The sequence below is a fragment of the Tenebrionibacter intestinalis genome, from assembly GCF_016632365.1.
Taxonomy (GTDB): Bacteria; Pseudomonadota; Gammaproteobacteria; order Enterobacterales; family Enterobacteriaceae; genus Tenebrionibacter; species Tenebrionibacter intestinalis.
This window is the reverse complement of the sequence record NZ_JAEPBH010000038.1, coordinates 1-18127: the sequence shown is the minus strand read 5'-3', so window position 1 is coordinate 18127 and position 18127 is coordinate 1. Positions and strand designations below refer to the sequence as shown.

Genomic DNA, 18127 nt, shown 5'->3' with positions numbered 1-18127 from the left:
GTTGGTAATTTATACCAAATCCACTTTCCGCGCTTGCCTTTTTAGCCGCCGTTGTCGCTTGCTTTTACCGCTGAATATGACGGCACGACCGAGCAGGGATCCTGATGAATAATCACATCCGAACCAGGAAAGCGCTGCAAAATCGCCTGCTCTACCCTGTCGGCGATCGCATGTGCCTGAACAAGCGGTAAGTGGTCTTCCATTTCGAGATGCAACTGAATAAAGCGAGTCGGCCCTGACTGGCGCGTTCTGAAATCGTGCGCCCCCTGAACCCCCGGCCATGAGGTAGCAATATCCACAATCGCCTCCTGCTCTTCGTCCGGCAGAGCACGGTCAAGCAACGACTGAACGGCTTCATAACCCATACGCAACGCGCTATATAAAATATAGATGCCAATTCCAAGAGCAAAAAGGGAATCCGCACGCTGCCAGCCAAAACGGGTCAACAGCAGCGCAACGAGAATTGCGCCATTCATCATAACATCGGACTGATAGTGCAACATATCCGCACGCACAGCCTGGCTGTGGGTTTTTCGTACCACCCAACGCTGAAACGTCACCAGCGCCAGCGTACTGAAAAGCGCCACCAGCGTAACAATAACGCCAATATCAGGCTGATTAAGCGGCTCCGGGCGCGCCAAATGCTGAATACCGGTCAACAGCAGGAATAGCGCAGATCCGGAAATAAACATACTTTGCGCCAGCGCCGCCAGCGACTCTGCCTTCCCGTGTCCAAACGTATGTTTTTCGTCGGCCGGCTGAAGCGAATAACGCACAACGAGTAAATTCGTTAGCGAGGCGCCAATATCCACCAGCGAATCCACCAGTGACGCCAGAATACTGACAGACCCCGTATACCACCATGCGGCAATTTTAATGAGCAGCAGCAACGAGGCCATCACCGTAGCCGCAATCGCCGCCCGGCTCACCAGCCGCCCGTACTGTTGATTCATAAATACTCCCCGGATATCCTGCGGCTAATGAGCAGCGCCGAATCGTCGATCGCCTGAAGGGAGCTCAGCCCAATTTGCGCTAACTGATCCATCGCCATATCAAATCACCAGTTCAGGCTGAGCGATGCCGATCATAGCACCAATTTCCCGTGCCGGACGACGCCTGATGCAGCAAGCAATCCATAAAACACACGGCAGCCCGCTTTGCTGCGCCGCGTCAGCGGCCTGCGCGCGTTCATTCATCGGACGCTGGCGTACAGACAGGCACAAGACCGCCACCTGCCGAAAATGTTTGCCGCGAGTGCCGTCCGGGCTTGTTTTCTCCGGTTCTCATTATCAGAGGGGCGTAACTGTTTTAAGTACACGCTGAACACGCGCTGTAGTGATACGCTATGAGACGGTATAAAACAAAAAAACCATGATTTAAACAGCCTTTAAGTCCGGAGGCGACTTAGCGAGACTCTAAGAGCGCGCGTAATGAATCTGAATGTTGAGTGGTGGCGTTAATGCCTTTCTGTTACTGGTGTGCTCACATTCTGTTTTTGCTGTAAGTACACGCATAGGTACACATCATTTTAGGGTGCTCGGCAAAACGGGCATTAAACACGTTTTAAACCAGCTTTAAAAAATGCCAGCCAAAATCATTATTCGCCCATTTGCATCCAGTCTGAAATCATTCTCGTGCAGGATTTGATTACTTTTGCGCAGAAAAAATCATTCTGACCGGGCCAGTTTATGGGCTGCCTCCCTTGCTGTGTCTGGCTTGCGAGCCAACAATCCGCATCAGAAAATGATTTGCACCCCACCTGCCAGCGGCAAAGCACCCAGCTTTAGCCAGGCACAATGGTGCCGGGGTGCTGTGGGTGATTCGCTGAAACCCGGCCAGACCCGCTATTATTCGAAATCCGCCCGCGTAATCCCGCCCGCTCCCGGTTAATCCCGGCATCACTCACCCCGTTTAAAGGCCGTTTAAAACGCGCTGTAAGCGTTTCTGTGCTTTTGGTGGGTGTATGCCTGCCCGGTGGCGGTTTATCTCTGCTGCGGGCCGCTGGCGCGGTCAGGTCTGGTTATGGTCGTATGGTGTGCTGACGTACCGCTGGCGCAGGGTGGCACCCTCCGGGCAGTGGCGCGGGACTTTCGGCCCACTGGTGACGCAAAGCGGGCAGGCCATCACGTGGCTGATATACGCATCACGGGCGGACAGCCACGCCGGAGGCGGCGGGTATGCCTGCGGCCCCATAGTGGTGTCGCCGTGGTCGTCTGGCTCCGGCCATGTGCCACCGTGGGCGGGTGGCGTGACGGCGGGCGGGGCAGGTAGTGAGCGGATAAATGCGCACACCTCATCCGGCAGCATGAGCGGGCGTGTCATGCGTTCTGGTTTCCGGGGCGGGCGTTGTTTTCACGCCAGCGGCGCATAAGCTCCCATCCGTAGCGGTCACTGAATCCGTAGCGCGGGCATAACTGCGCCATTGCGCTGCGTCCTGAACATCCCTCACCCAGCAGGCGGTTGTAATCATCGGTAAAACGGGCATTGCGCCGCACCCTGACCGCTGCATCACAGCGCGGGATATAGAGTGCAGCGCCGCCAGCCCATGCAATCAGCCGTTTGATTTCGTCACGGGTCAGTACGCTTTCCAGCAGGCGATGCACGCCGCCCGTGCGCTCCTTTGCTGCGCCTGTTTTGCCTGATAGCGTCGAACCGCCAAATGCCTCCGCCAGCCGCATGGCCGCGTCATATCCCAGCACGCGAATTAATTCATGCATGGTTTCCGGCAAACGCTGCGCTTCACAGTCTGTAATGGTGCTCATGAAAAATTCCCTCCGGCTAAATGCGGTGACGGTAGCCGCAAACGGGCGGCCCGAAGGGTGGGGAGTGTTCAGCACCAGACCGGGGCGGCGGTGGTGTGCTGGTGATATGCATGTATGCTGCATAAATTTATCTCCGCAAAGAGTTGTTTTCGGTGTTTTACGCCGTGTTTTTCCGGTTTTTGCATTCTGTTTAACAGTAATCCCTTTGCTGGTGCGGCCTGCGGGCCTTTTATGCCTGCATTAATGCCTGGGTTTTCCTGTGTGAATGTGGCTGCATCCCGCGCCGTGTCTGGCTTCGCGTGTTTTTGCTGCCAGAAAAGTGCGTTTTTCTGCAAAAATGCACACTTTTGCGCATGTGTTGAAAATCCTCCGCAATCCTTGCAGTGTCTGGCCTGTGTGCTAATTTTCTGTGTTTTCGTGGTTTCGCTACTTTTTACCCTGAAATCAGCCCGTGAGCCGCACCCTGTCTGTGTTTTCGTGGTTCTGGTGCAGGCTAAACAGCGATGCGCGATATTGTGTAAAGTGGTGGGACTGGTGGGAACTGTGGGAACCGCCTAGAGCCGCGTGGGTTTCAGCGGTTCCCACCAGTTCCCGCACGCCTCTTTTGTGGGAACCGCTCCGGCTATTATTTGTGCGCTGCGGTTCCCACCGGTTCCCACTGAGTTCCCACCAAAAAACGAGGGTAAAAAGAAGGTGTTTTATTTGTTATTTATTGTTTTATATTATTTTTATTTGTAGCGGTTCCCACAGTTCCCACCAGTCCCACCACTTTTTGATTTTCCGTAAACGTATTTTTTCTGATTTATTCATCAATGGCGCATAACAATGCGCTCTGACTGATAACGTAAACCCGGTGCTTTTCCCCGTTCACCGATACACGTTTGGTAAAGCGCCGCCGCCCGTCTGCGTCACGGTCAGCAATTGCGCCCGCGTCGTCCAGACTGGCCGCAATGCGTTTCAGGTCATAGCCGCTGGCCGCTTCGCACAGTGCATCCTGTAAAAACCAGTACACCCGCCCGCCGTTGTTGTCCTGTTTCCACCACCCGGCGCGGTTGTTTACCGCCTCGCCATGCAGCCCGGTTCCCTCAAAGCGTGACGCATGACGGGCGATAAACCCGGCCACGGCGCGGAGTATCTTCATGTCCTCCGACTGGCCCCGGCCCCGGTATTCCGCCCACGACTCAAACATGGCCCGCACGGCGGCCAGCGCATCGCCCTGCGGCCACGGCAGAATCCCCGCCGTTATCGCCATTTCGCCCGCCAGTGCGCACAGGGTGAAGCGGGCAGCGGCGCGGGCCTCCTGCCCGGTGCTGACCGGGAACTGTTCGCGCAGCAGGGCGAACATGTCCGCCAGCGTCTGGCCGTCACCGTTACCGCTGGTGGTGCTGGTCTGGCTGCGGGAGATAAGCCAGCGTACAAACTCCGGCCCGGCGTGGCCGTAATGGCTGGATGCATTGCCGCGCAGGGTTTCAGCGTATTTGCGGCCCGCGCCCCGGCGCTCCGCTTCGTTGTCCGGGTTGTGCGGCAGTTCCATGCCGTGGAGATAATCAAACGCCCCGTAAAGACGTTGCGCCGGAATATCCAGCAGGCGCATTTCCTGCCCGGCCTTGATGCGCTGGCCGCCGCTTTCCATATGTTTACCCAGCGTCATTTCCCCGGTGGAAATCAGGATGGTGCGCCACACGTTGACCGGGCGGGCCATGCCGGACACCTTGCCGCGCTGGCGGCCTGTGCCGTTGCCTAACTGGTAAATCAGCCCGCCAATATCTTTGGCCGGGGCTTCGCCGATTTCGTCCAGTATCAGCGCGGTATCGTTGCGCATGGTCGCCAGCCCTTCCAGCCCGGTACTGGTGGCGTTCCAGTTGCGTTTAAAATTGCGCGGTTCGCCCCAGACGCCACAGGCCACCAGTGCGCCCACGCTTTTACCGCTGGAACTGTCGCCCACGAAATGGAATCCGCCGCTGTCCACGTCCAGCAGCCACAGCAGCGGCCCGGCCAGCGCTGCGCATACCGCCATCATCGGCACGGGATTACCCCGGCACAGGGCGGCCACGCTGTCGCGCCAGCCCTCCGGCGTGCCTGCGGTGGTGTACTCCTGTGAGCCTGCCTCTGTGGACTGAAATACCACGTCGCCCGTACCGATAATGCCGCCCGGCATCACGAACAAATCAGGGGAGTGCCAGCCCGTGGCCGTGGCGGCCAGCGCGTGGCGTTTGGGGGTTGATTCCATCAGGTAATCTGTCAGCGCCTGACGCTGTTTCTGTGGAATCGTCACCCCCCATGCGCAGCAGTTCGGCGCGGAGTTCGCCGCCATCACCTGCCAGCATATTCATGGGGGCCGCCCATTCGCGCCACTCGCCGCGCGGAGTGAGGAAGCGCAGCAGTCGCCCGTAATTCTCGCCTTTGTCGTCGCTGGTCATGGCGATAACTTCCAGCGGGGAGCAAATGTGTGTATCGGTGTTGGTGGAATCGCGCACGCCGTGCCAGTAAAGCCCCGGTTTGAGTATCTGGCCGCTGTCGGCTAACTGGACGTACTGCGCGTGCATGGCATGACCCGGACGTGCCGGGTTAACCTTCGGGTATTTTTTGCGGGGCGGCTTGCGCGGCCCCGTGGTGGCTTTCTTCTGTGCGCTGTCAGGCGTCTGGCTCATGTTCCATCGTCCATATCATCAGGTCGTTAAAATCGGACAGTTCGACGGGAGCGCCGGGCGGCCATTCAGGGACAATCACCATGCACCCGGCCAGATAAGCCGCCTCATTGGCGGCCCTGTCTCCGGGGTTGTCTTTCGATGCCCGGTCATCATCCCCGGCAATCACCAGACGAATCCCGGAGCCGTATCGCTCACGCATCGCCAGCGCCACATGCTTTAGGTTCCCGGCGTTCATGGCGCACACCACTGCCTGTACATCCCAGAACTGGAGCAGGGCGGCCCCGGTGGCCCAGCCCTCACACACGTACACGTCATGCGGCGGGGCGTCCGGGTTCATCAGGTCAAAATCCCCCAGCGGATGGAAAGCACCCTGCACCTGTCCGTCACGCAAAAACAGCTTTCTGCCATCCGGGCCGATGGTCTGCACGTTCACCAGTTCGCCGCACACGTTATGCAGCGGCACCAGCAAATCAGTACCGGACTGATACAGGCCATGCGGTTGCAGGCGTTTGGCGGTCAGATACGGATGGCGCGGGTTGGCCGTCATTGCATCACTCATAAGCTCAAACGCCCGGCAGGCGGTCAGGCGCTGACGGCACTGGCGCTGCTGTTGCTCCCGCTGGCGCAGGCGTGCGGCCTCTGCCTCTGCGGCCTCCAGCCGCGCCCGCTGCGCTTCCCGTTGCTCAGGGTTCATCACATCCGGTTTACCCAGCGCGGGCAGGCACAGACCCAGCCTGTCCGCCACAATGCGGGCCGCATCGGTCTGGCGCACGTTCCACAGGTACGCACCCAGCGACACAAGGTCGCCGCCGCCGTCGCCCGTGGCAAAGTCATGCCAGCAGCCATCCACCAGAGAAGCGGAAAAACTCCCGGCGTGGCGGTCTGCGCGGGTGGGATTGCGGCACACCCATTCCGCGCCCTGCCTGCGGCCCTCCGGGAGCCACTCCGGCACGAGGATTTCAGCAGCCTGCGCGGCAGCAGTGGCCACGCTGCGTATGGCGTTGATTACGGCAATATCGTTCATGGCTGGCCCCTCCCGCTGATTTCGCCCCGCGCAACGCGCAGGCGGTACGCCTCCACCACCTCACTAAACCCGGCCACCAGTTCGGCAGTCACGGCGATGGAATCCCCCAGACTGCGAAGCTCATTCATATGTGGATCCACGCCGTCGCCCATGCCGGACAGCAAGCGCCCGGTGCTAATCAGCCCTTCCAGCAGCTTGCGCCCGCAAAAATCGGCATCGTCAAACAGGCGTTCAGCGTCGTGTTTATCGGCGGCATTGATGGCGGCCACCAGCAGGGCCGGGATTTCGGTGTTGTACATGTCACACATGGCGGGCCTCCTCGCTGGCGGGTTCCTCGTAGGACTCAATGACAGCATTCATACCCCGGATAAGGGCAGGGGCGCAGAGCAGAAAGCCGCTGAGGCGGTGCAAATCCGCCTCGCTGAACGGGTGCGGTGTGCTGGTGGCGGTGCAATCCTGCATTGCGGTGCCGATGAATAACAGCACATCCAGCAGGGCATCTCGGCTGCACTCCGCATCACAGCGCAGACCCCAGCGGCCCGCATCGGTGGGGATGTTGTCCATTGCATGGCTTAACACGTCTTGGATGCAGTGATGATTAATCGGGGCGGGTTTATACATGGCGCACCTCCTGAGCAGGGATGCAGCCAGCAAACGAGAGGATATAACGCCCGGATAGCCGCTGGCGGGCTTCCTGCTCACTGGTGGCCTCTATGGTCAGGCGGCAGGGCGCTGCGGTCATATCGGCGCGGAGAAGGGCCATAAACCGATACTGATATTTGGGGTGAGTTTGGGTATGCTGTGTTCCAGCCATAGTGTAAGCCTCAGTTACGTTGTGGTGAGAGGCCCGGTTAGTGTTGACGCACTTCCGGGCTTCGCTATTTTCACCTTGCAGTACAGCAAAGGTGGCATTCACTAAGTTACATGATAGTGAATGCCACTTCAACGCTTGATGAATAACTTTTTTTGCGTATACTGAATGCCACCTAATGCAAGAGGGGGCAGTAATGGCAACTGGTTCACGTAACAATAAGTCACAACAAATAGTTTCAAGAGTTCCTCTTGAACTGGTTGATGAACTTGAAAGCGTTAAAGATGAAGGCGAAAGCACCGCAAGCTTTGTTGTTACCTCCATCAAGGGCGAGATAAAACGCCGCCAGCGTCGCAGGAAGTCAGAAACACCAGCGGAGTAATCCACACTGGCACGTAACCAAAGGGCGGGGGCGCAATCCTCGCCCTTTTTTAATGGCCTGAAAGCGGGCGCGTATTGCCCGGATGGGGAGAGCGCATTAATCATGGTGGATCTCCGGCAGGGGGGAAGCTGAATCAGCGCCCTTCGTTCTGAGCCGCCATTTATCCACTAGCCGCGCAAGATGTTCCTTGCGTTGGTGGTAGTCCATCCCGGTATCAATCAGTGTGGTGTTGCTTTGCTCAAGGTAGGCCATTAGCTCCAGTTGGTCGCCGCTCATGTGGTCGCGTGGATCTCCAGCTAATCTATTGGCTGTGGCCCACTGGCTGGCCGTCATACCATCCAGCACCAGCCGGGCTATCAGGTTGGCCTCTGTGGCGTAGTGGTGGCCGTGGGTTGGTTTTCCTGCGGTGGCCCGCTGTAGTGCCAATGCTGCGCACATCGGCTTGTGATAGCTGGCAACCATCACCCGGCCTTTAAGCTGGTGGCGTAGCTCCCTGACGGTCTGAGGGGAAAGGCGCTGCAATTCCTCCTCACAGTGGATGAAATAGCGACGGATGGCCCGGCCCCGCTCGTTGCGTTCCACCATCGCTATTTCTTTGGCGGTGTCCAGCGTCAAAAGGTAGTCGTGCGCCACCCGCTGGCGAGATTTTGTGCTCGCCAAAACGGGCGAGGTCAAATTTTCTACAGTGCAATAGTCATCGCCATTGGTGAATTGGTAACGGCTAATGCGGCCTTTTATCCAGTTGGTGAAATCACGGCCTACGTCCAGCGCAGTATGCAAAGCGCGGGCGCTCACCACGCTGGTTTGATGGCGGCCAATCTGCCCCGGAATAACCGGAATCAGGTCTGCAAATTCACCCGATAAAATCAGGCTGCGGCTGTTTTGGGCGTGAGAGCGGCCCGCCCCGGTTAAGGGGCTGCTTGAAGTTTTCATGGTTGGTTCCTGCGGGTGGTTAGTTGCTGGTGGCTTTCTGGCTGGTCAGCCATGCGCGAATGGCGGCAACGTCAAAGCGGCTAACGCCATTACTGAATTTTTCAGGCTTTGGAAATTTGCCCTTTTTGACCCAGTTCCACAGCGTGGACTCGCTGATTTGGAAGTGGCTCATAACCTGAGTGGGGCGCATATAACCGGATTTGGGTAAGGTGTCCATCGTCTTGTCTCTGACAGTCGTTAGGTGTTGTGAGGAGACTAGGCGGGTAAGAATGAAAAGTAAATGGCAACTAATTTAGTTGCCATTTTTTATATGTGCGGGAATTTCAAATAATGCAGCGAAATTCGTTTAAAGATACTTTTAATGGCTTAAATTTCGTTCAATTTGCTGTCATTTTGATTTTGCATTTCCGCCTAAAATTTTCCACTCGCTCGGAGGTCTGGCGGCATCAGAAAGCATTTTTGCTATTCTGCCTGCATCTGGGGCAGGCTCATTTTGCCAGAAAATATAACCATGCTTTGCTATGGCCTCTGCGTGGGATTTAAAGGACTTCCCCACCTCCTTTGGAAAATGGCGTGCAACGTACAGAGCCGCCGCCAAAATCTTTTCACGCTCCAGCGCGAATCGCTCAATGCCGCCATGTGATTTGGGCTGCTCAGTTAATTCTTCCAGCACTGGCCGAACCTGTTGGCGTCCGGGGCGATTGGCGAGCAATTTACGCATAACGGCCATGCCTGATTCGGTGATGCGCAAATTCTTTTTCGCCAGCGTGTAATCTTTTTCATAGCTGGAGGGGGTATAGATGGCAGTAACACCGTCAGGGGTGACGCTCACCGGATAAGGGGTCATAGAGAAGCTGCTCTGAACCTGTTGACGGCTATAGTCGTCATAAGCGACACACCATAGACCAAAAATATATGCTTCAGTTTCAATAACTCCGCCCTCCAACATTTCCGCCCTCTCTCGCTGATTGTGGGAAATGTTGAAGCCTGATTGCCCTTGCTGGCGCAATAGCTCCCGCCGCACTTCTGTTTCAATTTCTCTGTTTCGCCGTTGAACCTCCGGCGAAAGTGGTGTTGAGTCAAAAGAGAAGTGCGGGCGCTGGCCGGGGAAGCGGCTAAAAAAGTCTTTGCTATTGGGTTGGGTGCTGGAATCAATAAGCAGTTTAGCCCGTTCACTTTCTGTTTTATCTCCGAAATTCAGAACGATTTGTATCGTCCCTTTCGCCCATTCGGACAATATTTTCTTTTGCTGGCAACCTAGCATTTCAGCGGCAATATCAATCTGGTAAGTGGTTTCATTCATAATTAACGTTACCTTTAACGCTACCTTAAAAAGGGGCCGGGGCAGGCGGTAAGGTTTTCCGCTTTTCACGCCGTCGCGCTATCCCCGGCAGGGTTCCGTGATTGCTTTATGCTTTCCTGATTGGGGTTACGTTGTATTCTGCGCCCTGCTCCAGCGCCACCAGCAGCCCGGCCCACAATTCCAGAGCGGCCCGGCGTTCATCAAAATACTGGTGGCGGTTATAAATCCCTTCCACACCCCTTATGCGGTGATTGAGGCAGCGCTCTGCTACCACAGGGTCAACGCCCAGCGCGGCCAGATGGGTGCGGGCAGTGCGCCGGAAGTCGTGGACGGTGAATGTCTGAACGCCCGGCATTTCCCGGCGAACCTTCGCCAGAGCTACAGGCAGGGTGCTTTCCTGAATATGGGGAATCATGCGGTGCTGCATTTTGCGGGCTGGCAATACCCAATTACTTCCGCCTGAAATGCTGTGCAGTTCTCGCAGCCATTCCACTGCTGGTGGTGGTAACGGTATATCAATCGCGTCGCCGTTTTTGGCGCGTTCTGCTGGCAATCGCCAGATGGCTTCATCTAAATCAAATTCGGCCCACGGTGCGCCGCATAGTTCCATCTTGCGGCAGCAGAGGCAAAGTATCAGCTTCATGGTGAGTTCATTCTCACGGCTGAACCCCTTAGCCATGCGCATAGCCTGAAAGAACTGGATAAGCTCGTCACGGGACAACCAGCGCTCCCGGCTGTTTTCCTGCCCGCCAGCATCAGACAATTCAAATGCCCCAGCCGGGTTTGTTTCCAGCGCGTGGCGCTTGATGGCGTAATCAAAAATTCGTTTCGTCCATCGCAAAACGTCATTAGCGACGGTGGGCGCACCACGGGCAACAATGCTTTGCAGCATCGCGTCAATATGCCGGGGTTTCACGTCTTCCACTTTCAGACTGCCTATGTGCGGGTTTATATCTTTGTCGATGCGACGGCGGAGAATATCGGGATGTTTCCAGCGTGGCAGTATCTGGCGCTGGAAGTATTCCGCCGCCAAATCCGACACGCGCAGGGCGTTTTTTTCTTCTTCCATTCGCGCCAGCGCTTCCGCTTTCCGGGTTTGCTTCTCCCCGGCAACGTCATGCCCCAGCGCCACATGGGCGGCCAGTTCTTTCACTGTGGCGCGGGCTTTGCTCAATGACAGGTCAGAGTAAGAGCCAATAAGCATAGTTCGCTGCTTGCCTGCAATGCGGTAACGGTAGCGCCAGAATGGTGCGCTATATCTGGTAGGAAAACACAGGTACAGTCCGCCGCCATCGGCGCGACCCTCGAAGTGTTCCCCGGCCTTAATCCATGCCCGTATCTGAATATCGGTTAACTTCGCCATGCTCCCACCTGAACGTTGAATAGGGGTGTGTACATACTCGCGTGTACACAAACACCATTAAGTACACGTGTATGTACACGATATTTGCTGGCTTGTCTCGGAGTATATCGGAGTGCGTAGGAGTTAAAAAGCCCCATTGAATGGGGCTTTGTCGTTTTTGCGTGGAGTGTCTCGGAGTGGATGAAAGGTTATTCCACGTTTTGAATCTGCTCACGCATCTGCTCTATTAATACTTTCAGCTCAATAGCAGAGTTAGTAATATCAGCATTAATAGATTTGGATGCCAGCGTATTCGACTCGCGATTAAACTCCTGCATCATGAAATCCAGCCGGCGGCCAACGGCCTCTTTCTTTTTTAGTATGTTGTAAGTTTCTTTAACATGCGCATCCATGCGATCGAGCTCTTCGGCAACATCGAGGCGCTGCGCCATGAGAACCAACTCCTGCTCAAGCCGGTTATTTTCTAACTGAACTTCAGCATCTTCCAGTTTGGCGATCAGGCGCTCACGCTGCCATTTAATAACATCAGGAAGCTGGACACGGACTTTCTCCACTTCATGCGTAACGGCTTTCAGACGATGCTCAATCAGCTCCCTGAGGGCCTGCCCTTCCGTTTCTCGCGCTACGATAAAATCATCGAGCGTACCGTCCAGCGCGGCAAGCAACTCCGCTGCAATAGCGTCGAGATCCTGCTCTTGCGCGGCCATCACGCCAGGCCAGCGCAAAATATCGACCGGATTAATTTCGCCTTCATCGCTCTGGAGCTTCACCCAGTTTGCCGCCTGAACCAGTTGTTTCGCCAGTTCTTCATTCAGCAGCAGTGAGGCACGGGCGCGCGGATCGGGCTCAAAGCGCAGATTACACTCCACTTTACCGCGCGTCAGGCGGTTACGTATCCGCTCGCGAACCACGGGTTCCAGGCTGCGAAACTGCTCCGGCATACGAAAATAAGTTTCAAGATAACGTTGGTTTACCGAACGTAATTCCCAGGAGGCGCTGCCCCATGCCCCTTTGATTTCTCGCCGGGCGTAGGCGGTCATGCTGCGGATCATAGTAATACCCATTATTGGATGCGGATGCAGGGATTATAGCTACGTGGCGGCAGGCAGGATAGGCATAGCGCCCTGAAGTCCGTATAATGCGCAGCCACATTCGATTCATGCAGGAGCTTTTCCTATGCGTCCATCAGGCCGTAGCGCCGAACAGGTGCGTCCCATCACCCTGACACGTCATTATACAAAACACGCTGAAGGCTCCGTACTGGTTGAGTTCGGTGAAACGAAAGTGCTGTGTACCGCAAGCGTAGAAGAGAGCGTGCCGCGTTTTCTCAAAGGCCAGGGGCAGGGGTGGATCACCGCTGAATACGGTATGTTGCCGCGTTCCACCCACACCCGCAACGCGCGCGAAGCGGCAAAAGGCAAGCAGGGCGGCCGCACGATGGAGATCCAGCGCCTTATTGCCCGCGCGCTGCGCGCGGCTGTTGATTTGAAAGCGCTGGGTGAATACACCATTACGCTTGACTGTGATGTGATTCAGGCCGATGGCGGTACCCGCACGGCATCCATTACCGGCGCCTGCGTGGCGTTGGCCGATGCACTCAACGGCCTGGTCGCCAGCGGTAAGCTCAAAGCCAGCCCGCTGAAAGGTATGGTAGCCGCAGTATCGGTCGGTATCGTTAACGGTGAAGCGGTGTGCGATCTGGAATATATCGAAGATTTTGCAGCAGAAACGGATATGAACGTGGTAATGACCGAAGACGGGCGCATCATTGAAGTGCAGGGCACCGCAGAAGGCGAGCCCTTCACGCACGAAGAGCTTTTGAAGCTGCTGGATTTAGCCCGTGGCGGTATTGAATCCATTGTCTTGTCGCAAAAAGCGGCTCTGGCGGTCTAGTTTTTCAGGCGGCCCCGGGGTCGCTTTTTTTTGCCTGCCGTTTGCCTGCAAATGGCAGGAACAGCTAAAAGTATGAGTCAAACCGGAGGAGTGCATCCATGAAACCGTATCAGCGCCAGTTTATTGAATTTGCGCTCAGCAAACAGGTTCTGAAATTTGGCGAATTTACGCTGAAGTCCGGGCGCGTCAGCCCCTACTTTTTTAACGCAGGGCTATTTAATACCGGGCGCGACCTGGCGCTGCTGGGGCGCTTTTATGCTGAAGCGCTGGTGGATTCAGGTATCCGTTTCGATCTGTTATTTGGGCCGGCCTATAAAGGCATTCCTGTTGCGACAACAACGGCCGTCGCGCTGGCGGAACATCACAATCTCGATGTTCCGTACTGCTTTAATCGTAAAGAAATCAAAGACCACGGTGAAGGCGGCAATCTGGTCGGTAGCGCGCTGGCCGGGCGCGTTATGCTGGTGGACGACGTGATTACCGCCGGCACTGCGATTCGTGAGTCAATGGAAATCATTCAGGCCCACGGCGCGACGCTTGCGGGCGTCCTGATTTCTCTGGATCGCCAGGAGCGTGGACGCAGCGATGTGTCGGCTATTCAGGAAGTTGAGCGCGATTACGGTTGCAAAGTAATTTCTATCATCGCACTTAACGATCTTATCGCCTATCTGGAGGAAAAGCCTGAAATGGCGCAGCATCTGGCGGCAGTACGCGCGTATCGCACGCAGTACGGCGTCTGAGAGCCTGAGCCGGGCGCTATTCCCGGCTTTCCCTCAGCGGAATATGCGCCCCGCGTCACCCCGGAAAGTGAATAAACGCAATGCCGGCTGGCCGCCGCCAGTCGGTTGCGACGCTTCGGCAGACGAAATACGCCGATGGTTTTCCCCAAAGAGGTAAACATACGCCCTGCCCCGCTTCGCGCTATCCGGACCGGCTATTTCAGGCGCGACTTAATTTTCACGAAATTATCGCGAAAAGAATTTATCTTTTTTCTTTGAAGTGGCGCGTTCTGAATCAGGATAATAAATGCACAAGCGCAGAGACTTTAATCTGGCAACGACCCGAAGAACGTTGAGCGCATCGCCAGTTTAAAGTGGTAAAGCCGCGGTGAATTACTGCATTTGCGCAGCAACCAGCGGCCAGCGCGCGTCAAATTCGCTGGTAGGACGATAGCGGAACTCGCTGCGCACAAAGCGCAACAGCATACCTTCACAGAAAGCAAGCAGTTGGCTTGCCAGCAGCGTTTCATCGGTGTTGTAGCCTTCGCCTTCGCGCATCTTTCGTTCGCGCAGCACCTGGCGAATCTGGGCCTCAATGCGCTCAAAAAGCTGGTTGATGCGCCCCTGAAGACGATCCTGTTCAAACATCAGCGCGTGACCGGTCATAATGCGCGTGAGGCCAGGATTACGCTCGCCAAAGCCCAGAATTAGCTGCGCAATCAGGCGCAGCCGGGTAGTTGTATCTTTCTCGTCTTTCAGAATCAGGTTGATACGCGTGATTAAGCTATCTTCGATAAACTCGATCAGGCTGTCGAACATTTTAGTTTTGCTTGGAAAATGTCGGTACAACGCGGCTTCAGAAACGCCCACCGACGCTGCCAACTTTGCGGTAGTAATACGCTGGCTCCCGTCGCTGGATTCAAGCATTTGTGCAAGTGACTGAAGTATTTCTTCGCGACGATTCCTTTTCGCGGTCTGTTTTTCTGCCATGTTTTAAAATACCCCTGGAATACTCAATCAGGTAACCGCATTCACGCAGCAACGGCAGGCCCGGGGCCTGCGTAAACAAAAAGGCGACTAAATACTGCGCGCAATGGGTTACAGAATTACTGGCGGCCAGAGTGACCAAAACCGCCTGCACCGCGATCGGTAGCGGTAAAATCTTCAACCAGATTAAACTCGGCCTGAACGACAGGAACAAATACCATTTGTGCGATGCGCTCGCCTGGCTCGATGGTGAAGCTATCCTGGCCGCGATTCCAGACGGATACCATGAGCTGCCCCTGATAATCAGAATCAATAAGCCCGACAAGGTTGCCAAGCACTACGCCATGTTTATGCCCAAGCCCAGAGCGCGGCAGAATGACGGCGGCAAGTGACGCATCAGCAATATGAATAGCCAGGCCGGTTGGCAACAGCGTGGTTGCGCCTGGCGCCAGCGCGATGGCTTCATCCAGACAGGCGCGCAGATCGAGACCCGCGGAGCCTGCAGTGGCATAGGTAGGCAGCGGAAATTGCTGGCCGACGCGCGGGTCCAGAATCTTAACGTCGATTTTTTTCATCATAACGGGTAATGATCTCGTCAAGTAAAATTTGGCCAAGAAGGGACTTACGCTCACATGGTAAGATTTTATCTCCTTCCTGCCAGAAAAGGTGCAGTGCGTTATTGTCGCTGTTAAATCCCTGATTTTCTATGGAAACATCGTTTGCGCAAATCAGGTCGAGATTTTTTCTCACGCGTTTTTGCCGGGCATATTCTTCCACATTATTTGTTTCGGCGGCAAACCCGACAACATAAGGACGGTGAGTTTTTATCGCAGCGACGCCAGAAATAATATCGGGGTTTTTTACCATTTTTATTATTAATTCATCGCCTTGTTTTTTAATTTTTTCGTCGGCGATGACGGCAGCACGATAGTCTGCCACTGCGGCGCAACCGATAAAGATATGCTGCTGCCGCGCGTGTTGCTGCACGGCGGTTTCCATCTCCAGAGCCGTTGTAACGTCGATACGTCGCACCCGGTCGGGCGTAGAAAGCTCAACCGGGCCGGAAACCAGCGTGACTTTCGCTCCACGGCGCGCAGCGGCTGCGGCAATGGCATAGCCCATTTTGCCCGAGCTATGATTGGTGATATAGCGCACGGGATCCAGCGGTTCACGCGTTGGGCCTGCGGTAATCATAATATTCAAATGTTGCAGATCTTTAACAGGAGAAAAATGCTGCTCTGCCAGCGCCACGATAGCCAGCGGATCAAGCATCCTGCCAGGACCGACATCGCCGCAGGCCTGGCTGCCGCTATCCGGCCCCCAGAGCGCAATATTGCGGGCTGCCAGCACGCTGAGATTGTGCTGCGTTGCGCCGGCGCGATACATCTGCTGATTCATGGCGGGAACAACGGCGACGGGAGCCGATGTGGCAAGACAGAGCGTAGTGACTATATCATTAGCCATTCCTGCTGCGAGACGGGCGATAAGATCGGCTGTGGCCGGCGCCAGGATCACCAGATCGGCCCATTTGCCCAACTCAATATGGCCCATTGCCGCTTCAGCGGCGGGATCAAGCAAGCTGTCGGAAACCGGATAACCGGTAACCGCCTGTAAACTCATTGGCGTAATAAACGCTTTTGCTGCCTCAGTCATCGCCACGCGCACTTGCGCGCCGCGTTCGCGTAAGCGACGCACCAGATCGGGCGTTTTATAGGCTGCAATGCCGCCGCTTACGCCCAGCACGATTTTTTTACCGGAAAGCCCCATTCGTTTGTGCTCCTGTATTTCAGTCGGCGCAAATATGTGATTTTACCATAGTCAGTTGGCAGGCACAGAAAGAGCAGTTTGCGAAGCATGCCGCAGCTTGCCGTTTTTTTGTTCCCCCGGCGCTATTCGTTATGGCATATTAACTGTAAAAATATACAGGTATTTGCGATGGATGAAAAGCTGCCGCTCAGGCCCAGGGAAAAACTGCTGCAGTTTGGCGCAAAGGCGCTTTCAGATGATGAACTGCTGGCCATTTTTTTACGTACCGGTAAACCCGGCGTTCCGGTGCTGCTATTGGCAAAACAGCTTCTACAGCATTTTGGTTCACTGCGTGCCTTGCTGAAGGCTGAATTAGCGGATTTTTATACCGTGGGCGGTATCGGGCCGGCCAAATATGCGCAGTTGAACGCTATTGCTGAATTGAGCCGCCGTTATCACCTTTCGTGCAGCATGGAAAGGCAGGCGCTACTTAGTCCGCAGATGACGCGGGAATTTTTACAGCATCAGTTAGCGGAAGAAGAAAGGGAAACGTTTATGGCGATCTTCCTTGATAATCAAAATAAAATTATTCGCCACAGCCGTATGTTTACCGGCACGCTTACCCAGGTAGAGGTCCATCCGCGGGAGATTGTGCGAGAGGCAATGCGGCTTAATGCCGCTGCGGTGATTGTTGCGCACAATCATCCATCCGGTTTTGCCGAGCCCAGTAAGTCCGACCGTTTATTAACGGAACGTATCATAAAATGCTGCCGCCTTATGGATATCCGCGTGCTCGATCATCTGGTCATTGGCCACGGCGAGGTGGTTTCTTTTGCAGAACGTGGGTGGATTTAAAGCAGATCGCGCGATCCTTTGGATCTTTACCTGTTCGGGACTTGAGCACATCTCTTACACAGCGTATACTACGCCACCTTTGAGAATCTCGGGTTTAGCGTGGGCCTGGCATCACGTGTTCATCTGAACCGCAGGACCAGGCCAGCAGGCCTGACGAGGCTGCTAAAACCCTATACGAAGCTCGAGCTAATTTGATTTTTGGAGAATAGACATGTCACGAGTCTGCCAAGTTACTGGCAAGCGTCCGGTGACCGGTAATAACCGTTCCCACGCACTGAACGCGACTAAACGCCGTTTCCTGCCGAACCTGCACTCTCACCGTTTCTGGGTTGAGAGCGAGAAGCGTTTCGTCACCCTGCGTGTATCTGCTAAAGGTATGCGTGTAATCGATAAAAAAGGCATTGATACCGTTCTGGCGGAAATCCGTGCTCGCGGCGAGAAGTACTAAGAGGAACTGAATCATGGCTAAAGGTATTCGCGAGAAGATCAAGCTGGTTTCTTCTGCCGGTACGGGTCACTTCTACACGACCACCAAGAACAAGCGTACTAAGCCGGAAAAACTGGAACTGAAAAAATTCGATCCGGTTGTTCGTCAGCACGTTATGTACAAAGAAGCTAAAATCAAATAATTTTAGTGGATGACAAAAAACCCGGCTCAGGCCCTGAGGAATCCCCAGTAATGGGCGGGTAAAAAAGGA

At 55.3% G+C, this 18127-nt stretch carries 22 protein-coding genes and 1 pseudogene; 7 read left to right on the top strand and 16 right to left on the bottom strand.

Annotated elements, in window-relative coordinates; genetic code table 11:
* Positions 1-41 precede the first annotated feature (41 nt).
* On the bottom strand, positions 42-953 hold the full coding sequence (fieF, locus tag JJB97_RS13950) for a CDF family cation-efflux transporter FieF (protein ID WP_238714601.1): 912 nt from the start codon (positions 951-953) through the stop codon (positions 42-44).
* A 124-nt stretch (positions 954-1077) separates the two neighbouring features.
* Here fieF and JJB97_RS18780 point away from each other — a divergent pair.
* Positions 1078-1206: pseudogene (locus JJB97_RS18780) on the top strand (IS630 family transposase); the annotation flags it as partial.
* A 1112-nt stretch (positions 1207-2318) separates the two neighbouring features.
* Here JJB97_RS18780 and JJB97_RS13940 read toward each other — a convergent pair.
* The 7 genes from JJB97_RS13940 to JJB97_RS13915 form a co-directional block, all read right to left on the bottom strand.
* Complete coding sequence (locus JJB97_RS13940; protein ID WP_238714600.1) at positions 2319-2762, bottom strand: Mor transcription activator family protein; 444 nt, start codon at positions 2760-2762, stop codon at positions 2319-2321.
* An 802-nt stretch (positions 2763-3564) separates the two neighbouring features.
* Complete coding sequence (locus JJB97_RS13935; RefSeq protein ID WP_263457971.1) at positions 3565-4992, bottom strand: DUF927 domain-containing protein; 1428 nt, start codon at positions 4990-4992, stop codon at positions 3565-3567.
* On the bottom strand, positions 4931-5413 hold the full coding sequence (locus JJB97_RS18580; RefSeq protein ID WP_263457970.1) for a DUF927 domain-containing protein: 483 nt from the start codon (positions 5411-5413) through the stop codon (positions 4931-4933). The genes JJB97_RS13935 and JJB97_RS18580 overlap by 62 nt, the downstream gene beginning before the upstream one ends.
* Complete coding sequence (locus tag JJB97_RS13930; protein WP_238714599.1) at positions 5397-6437, bottom strand: toprim domain-containing protein; 1041 nt, start codon at positions 6435-6437, stop codon at positions 5397-5399. Before JJB97_RS13930 ends, JJB97_RS18580 begins: the two co-directional genes overlap by 17 nt.
* A complete protein-coding gene (locus JJB97_RS13925) occupies positions 6434-6745 on the bottom strand; it encodes a hypothetical protein (RefSeq protein ID WP_238714597.1) in 312 nt (103 codons plus the stop codon). The genes JJB97_RS13930 and JJB97_RS13925 overlap by 4 nt, the downstream gene beginning before the upstream one ends.
* Positions 6738-7058: a hypothetical protein gene (locus tag JJB97_RS13920; protein ID WP_238714596.1), complete on the bottom strand. Its 321-nt coding sequence runs from the start codon at positions 7056-7058 to the stop codon at positions 6738-6740. The genes JJB97_RS13925 and JJB97_RS13920 overlap by 8 nt, the downstream gene beginning before the upstream one ends.
* Positions 7051-7251 carry a host cell division inhibitor Icd-like protein gene (locus tag JJB97_RS13915; protein WP_238714595.1) on the bottom strand — a complete coding sequence of 67 codons (201 nt, stop codon included), beginning with the start codon at positions 7249-7251 and terminating at the stop codon, positions 7051-7053. The genes JJB97_RS13920 and JJB97_RS13915 overlap by 8 nt, the downstream gene beginning before the upstream one ends.
* Before the next feature lie 193 nt (positions 7252-7444).
* Here JJB97_RS13915 and JJB97_RS13910 point away from each other — a divergent pair, with 193 nt between their 5' ends.
* Entirely contained in the window at positions 7445-7630 is a 186-nt protein-coding gene (locus tag JJB97_RS13910) for a YlcI/YnfO family protein (protein WP_238714594.1), read from the top strand.
* 96 nt (positions 7631-7726) lie between these two features.
* On the opposite strand, the gene JJB97_RS13905 is transcribed toward JJB97_RS13910, so the two are convergent.
* From JJB97_RS13905 to JJB97_RS13885, 5 genes are all read right to left on the bottom strand, one after another.
* Entirely contained in the window at positions 7727-8563 is an 837-nt protein-coding gene (locus JJB97_RS13905) for an antA/AntB antirepressor family protein (RefSeq protein ID WP_238714593.1), read from the bottom strand.
* 19 nt (positions 8564-8582) lie between these two features.
* Positions 8583-8780 (bottom strand): helix-turn-helix transcriptional regulator, encoded by a 198-nt coding sequence (locus JJB97_RS13900; protein WP_238714592.1) that lies wholly within the window; start codon positions 8778-8780, stop codon positions 8583-8585.
* A 171-nt stretch (positions 8781-8951) separates the two neighbouring features.
* Positions 8952-9866, bottom strand: coding sequence for a hypothetical protein (locus JJB97_RS13895; RefSeq protein ID WP_238714591.1), 915 nt, complete (start codon positions 9864-9866; stop codon positions 8952-8954).
* A 106-nt stretch (positions 9867-9972) separates the two neighbouring features.
* A complete protein-coding gene (locus JJB97_RS13890) occupies positions 9973-11229 on the bottom strand; it encodes a tyrosine-type recombinase/integrase (protein ID WP_238714590.1) in 1257 nt (418 codons plus the stop codon).
* 188 nt (positions 11230-11417) lie between these two features.
* A complete protein-coding gene (locus tag JJB97_RS13885; protein ID WP_238714623.1) occupies positions 11418-12281 on the bottom strand; it encodes a YicC/YloC family endoribonuclease in 864 nt (287 codons plus the stop codon).
* 124 nt (positions 12282-12405) lie between these two features.
* Between JJB97_RS13885 and rph the strand changes: the two genes are divergently transcribed.
* Both rph and pyrE read left to right on the top strand, forming a co-directional pair.
* Positions 12406-13122, top strand: coding sequence for a ribonuclease PH (gene rph / locus JJB97_RS13880; RefSeq protein WP_238714589.1), 717 nt, complete (start codon positions 12406-12408; stop codon positions 13120-13122).
* A 98-nt stretch (positions 13123-13220) separates the two neighbouring features.
* Entirely contained in the window at positions 13221-13862 is a 642-nt protein-coding gene (pyrE, locus tag JJB97_RS13875) for an orotate phosphoribosyltransferase (RefSeq protein WP_238714588.1), read from the top strand.
* 372 nt (positions 13863-14234) lie between these two features.
* Here the strand turns inward: pyrE and slmA are convergent, their stop codons facing one another.
* The 3 genes from slmA to coaBC all read right to left on the bottom strand — a co-directional run bounded on the left by slmA (position 14235) and on the right by coaBC (position 16595).
* Positions 14235-14831, bottom strand: a complete 597-nt coding sequence (gene slmA, locus JJB97_RS13870; RefSeq protein ID WP_238714587.1) for a nucleoid occlusion factor SlmA — start codon at positions 14829-14831, stop codon at positions 14235-14237.
* Positions 14832-14947: 116 nt separating this feature from the next.
* On the bottom strand, positions 14948-15406 hold the full coding sequence (gene dut / locus JJB97_RS13865) for a dUTP diphosphatase (RefSeq protein WP_238714586.1): 459 nt from the start codon (positions 15404-15406) through the stop codon (positions 14948-14950).
* Positions 15384-16595: a bifunctional phosphopantothenoylcysteine decarboxylase/phosphopantothenate--cysteine ligase CoaBC gene (gene coaBC, locus JJB97_RS13860; protein ID WP_238714585.1), complete on the bottom strand. Its 1212-nt coding sequence runs from the start codon at positions 16593-16595 to the stop codon at positions 15384-15386. Before coaBC ends, dut begins: the two co-directional genes overlap by 23 nt.
* A 168-nt stretch (positions 16596-16763) precedes the next feature.
* Between coaBC and radC the strand changes: the two genes are divergently transcribed.
* From radC to rpmG, 3 genes are all read left to right on the top strand, one after another.
* Positions 16764-17429, top strand: a complete 666-nt coding sequence (radC, locus tag JJB97_RS13855; RefSeq protein WP_238714584.1) for a RadC family protein — start codon at positions 16764-16766, stop codon at positions 17427-17429.
* Between the two features lie 211 nt (positions 17430-17640).
* Entirely contained in the window at positions 17641-17877 is a 237-nt protein-coding gene (rpmB, locus tag JJB97_RS13850; RefSeq protein ID WP_013511031.1) for a 50S ribosomal protein L28, read from the top strand.
* 13 nt (positions 17878-17890) lie between these two features.
* Complete coding sequence (rpmG, locus tag JJB97_RS13845; RefSeq protein WP_013094893.1) at positions 17891-18058, top strand: 50S ribosomal protein L33; 168 nt, start codon at positions 17891-17893, stop codon at positions 18056-18058.
* The last annotated feature ends 69 nt before the right edge of the window (positions 18059-18127 follow it).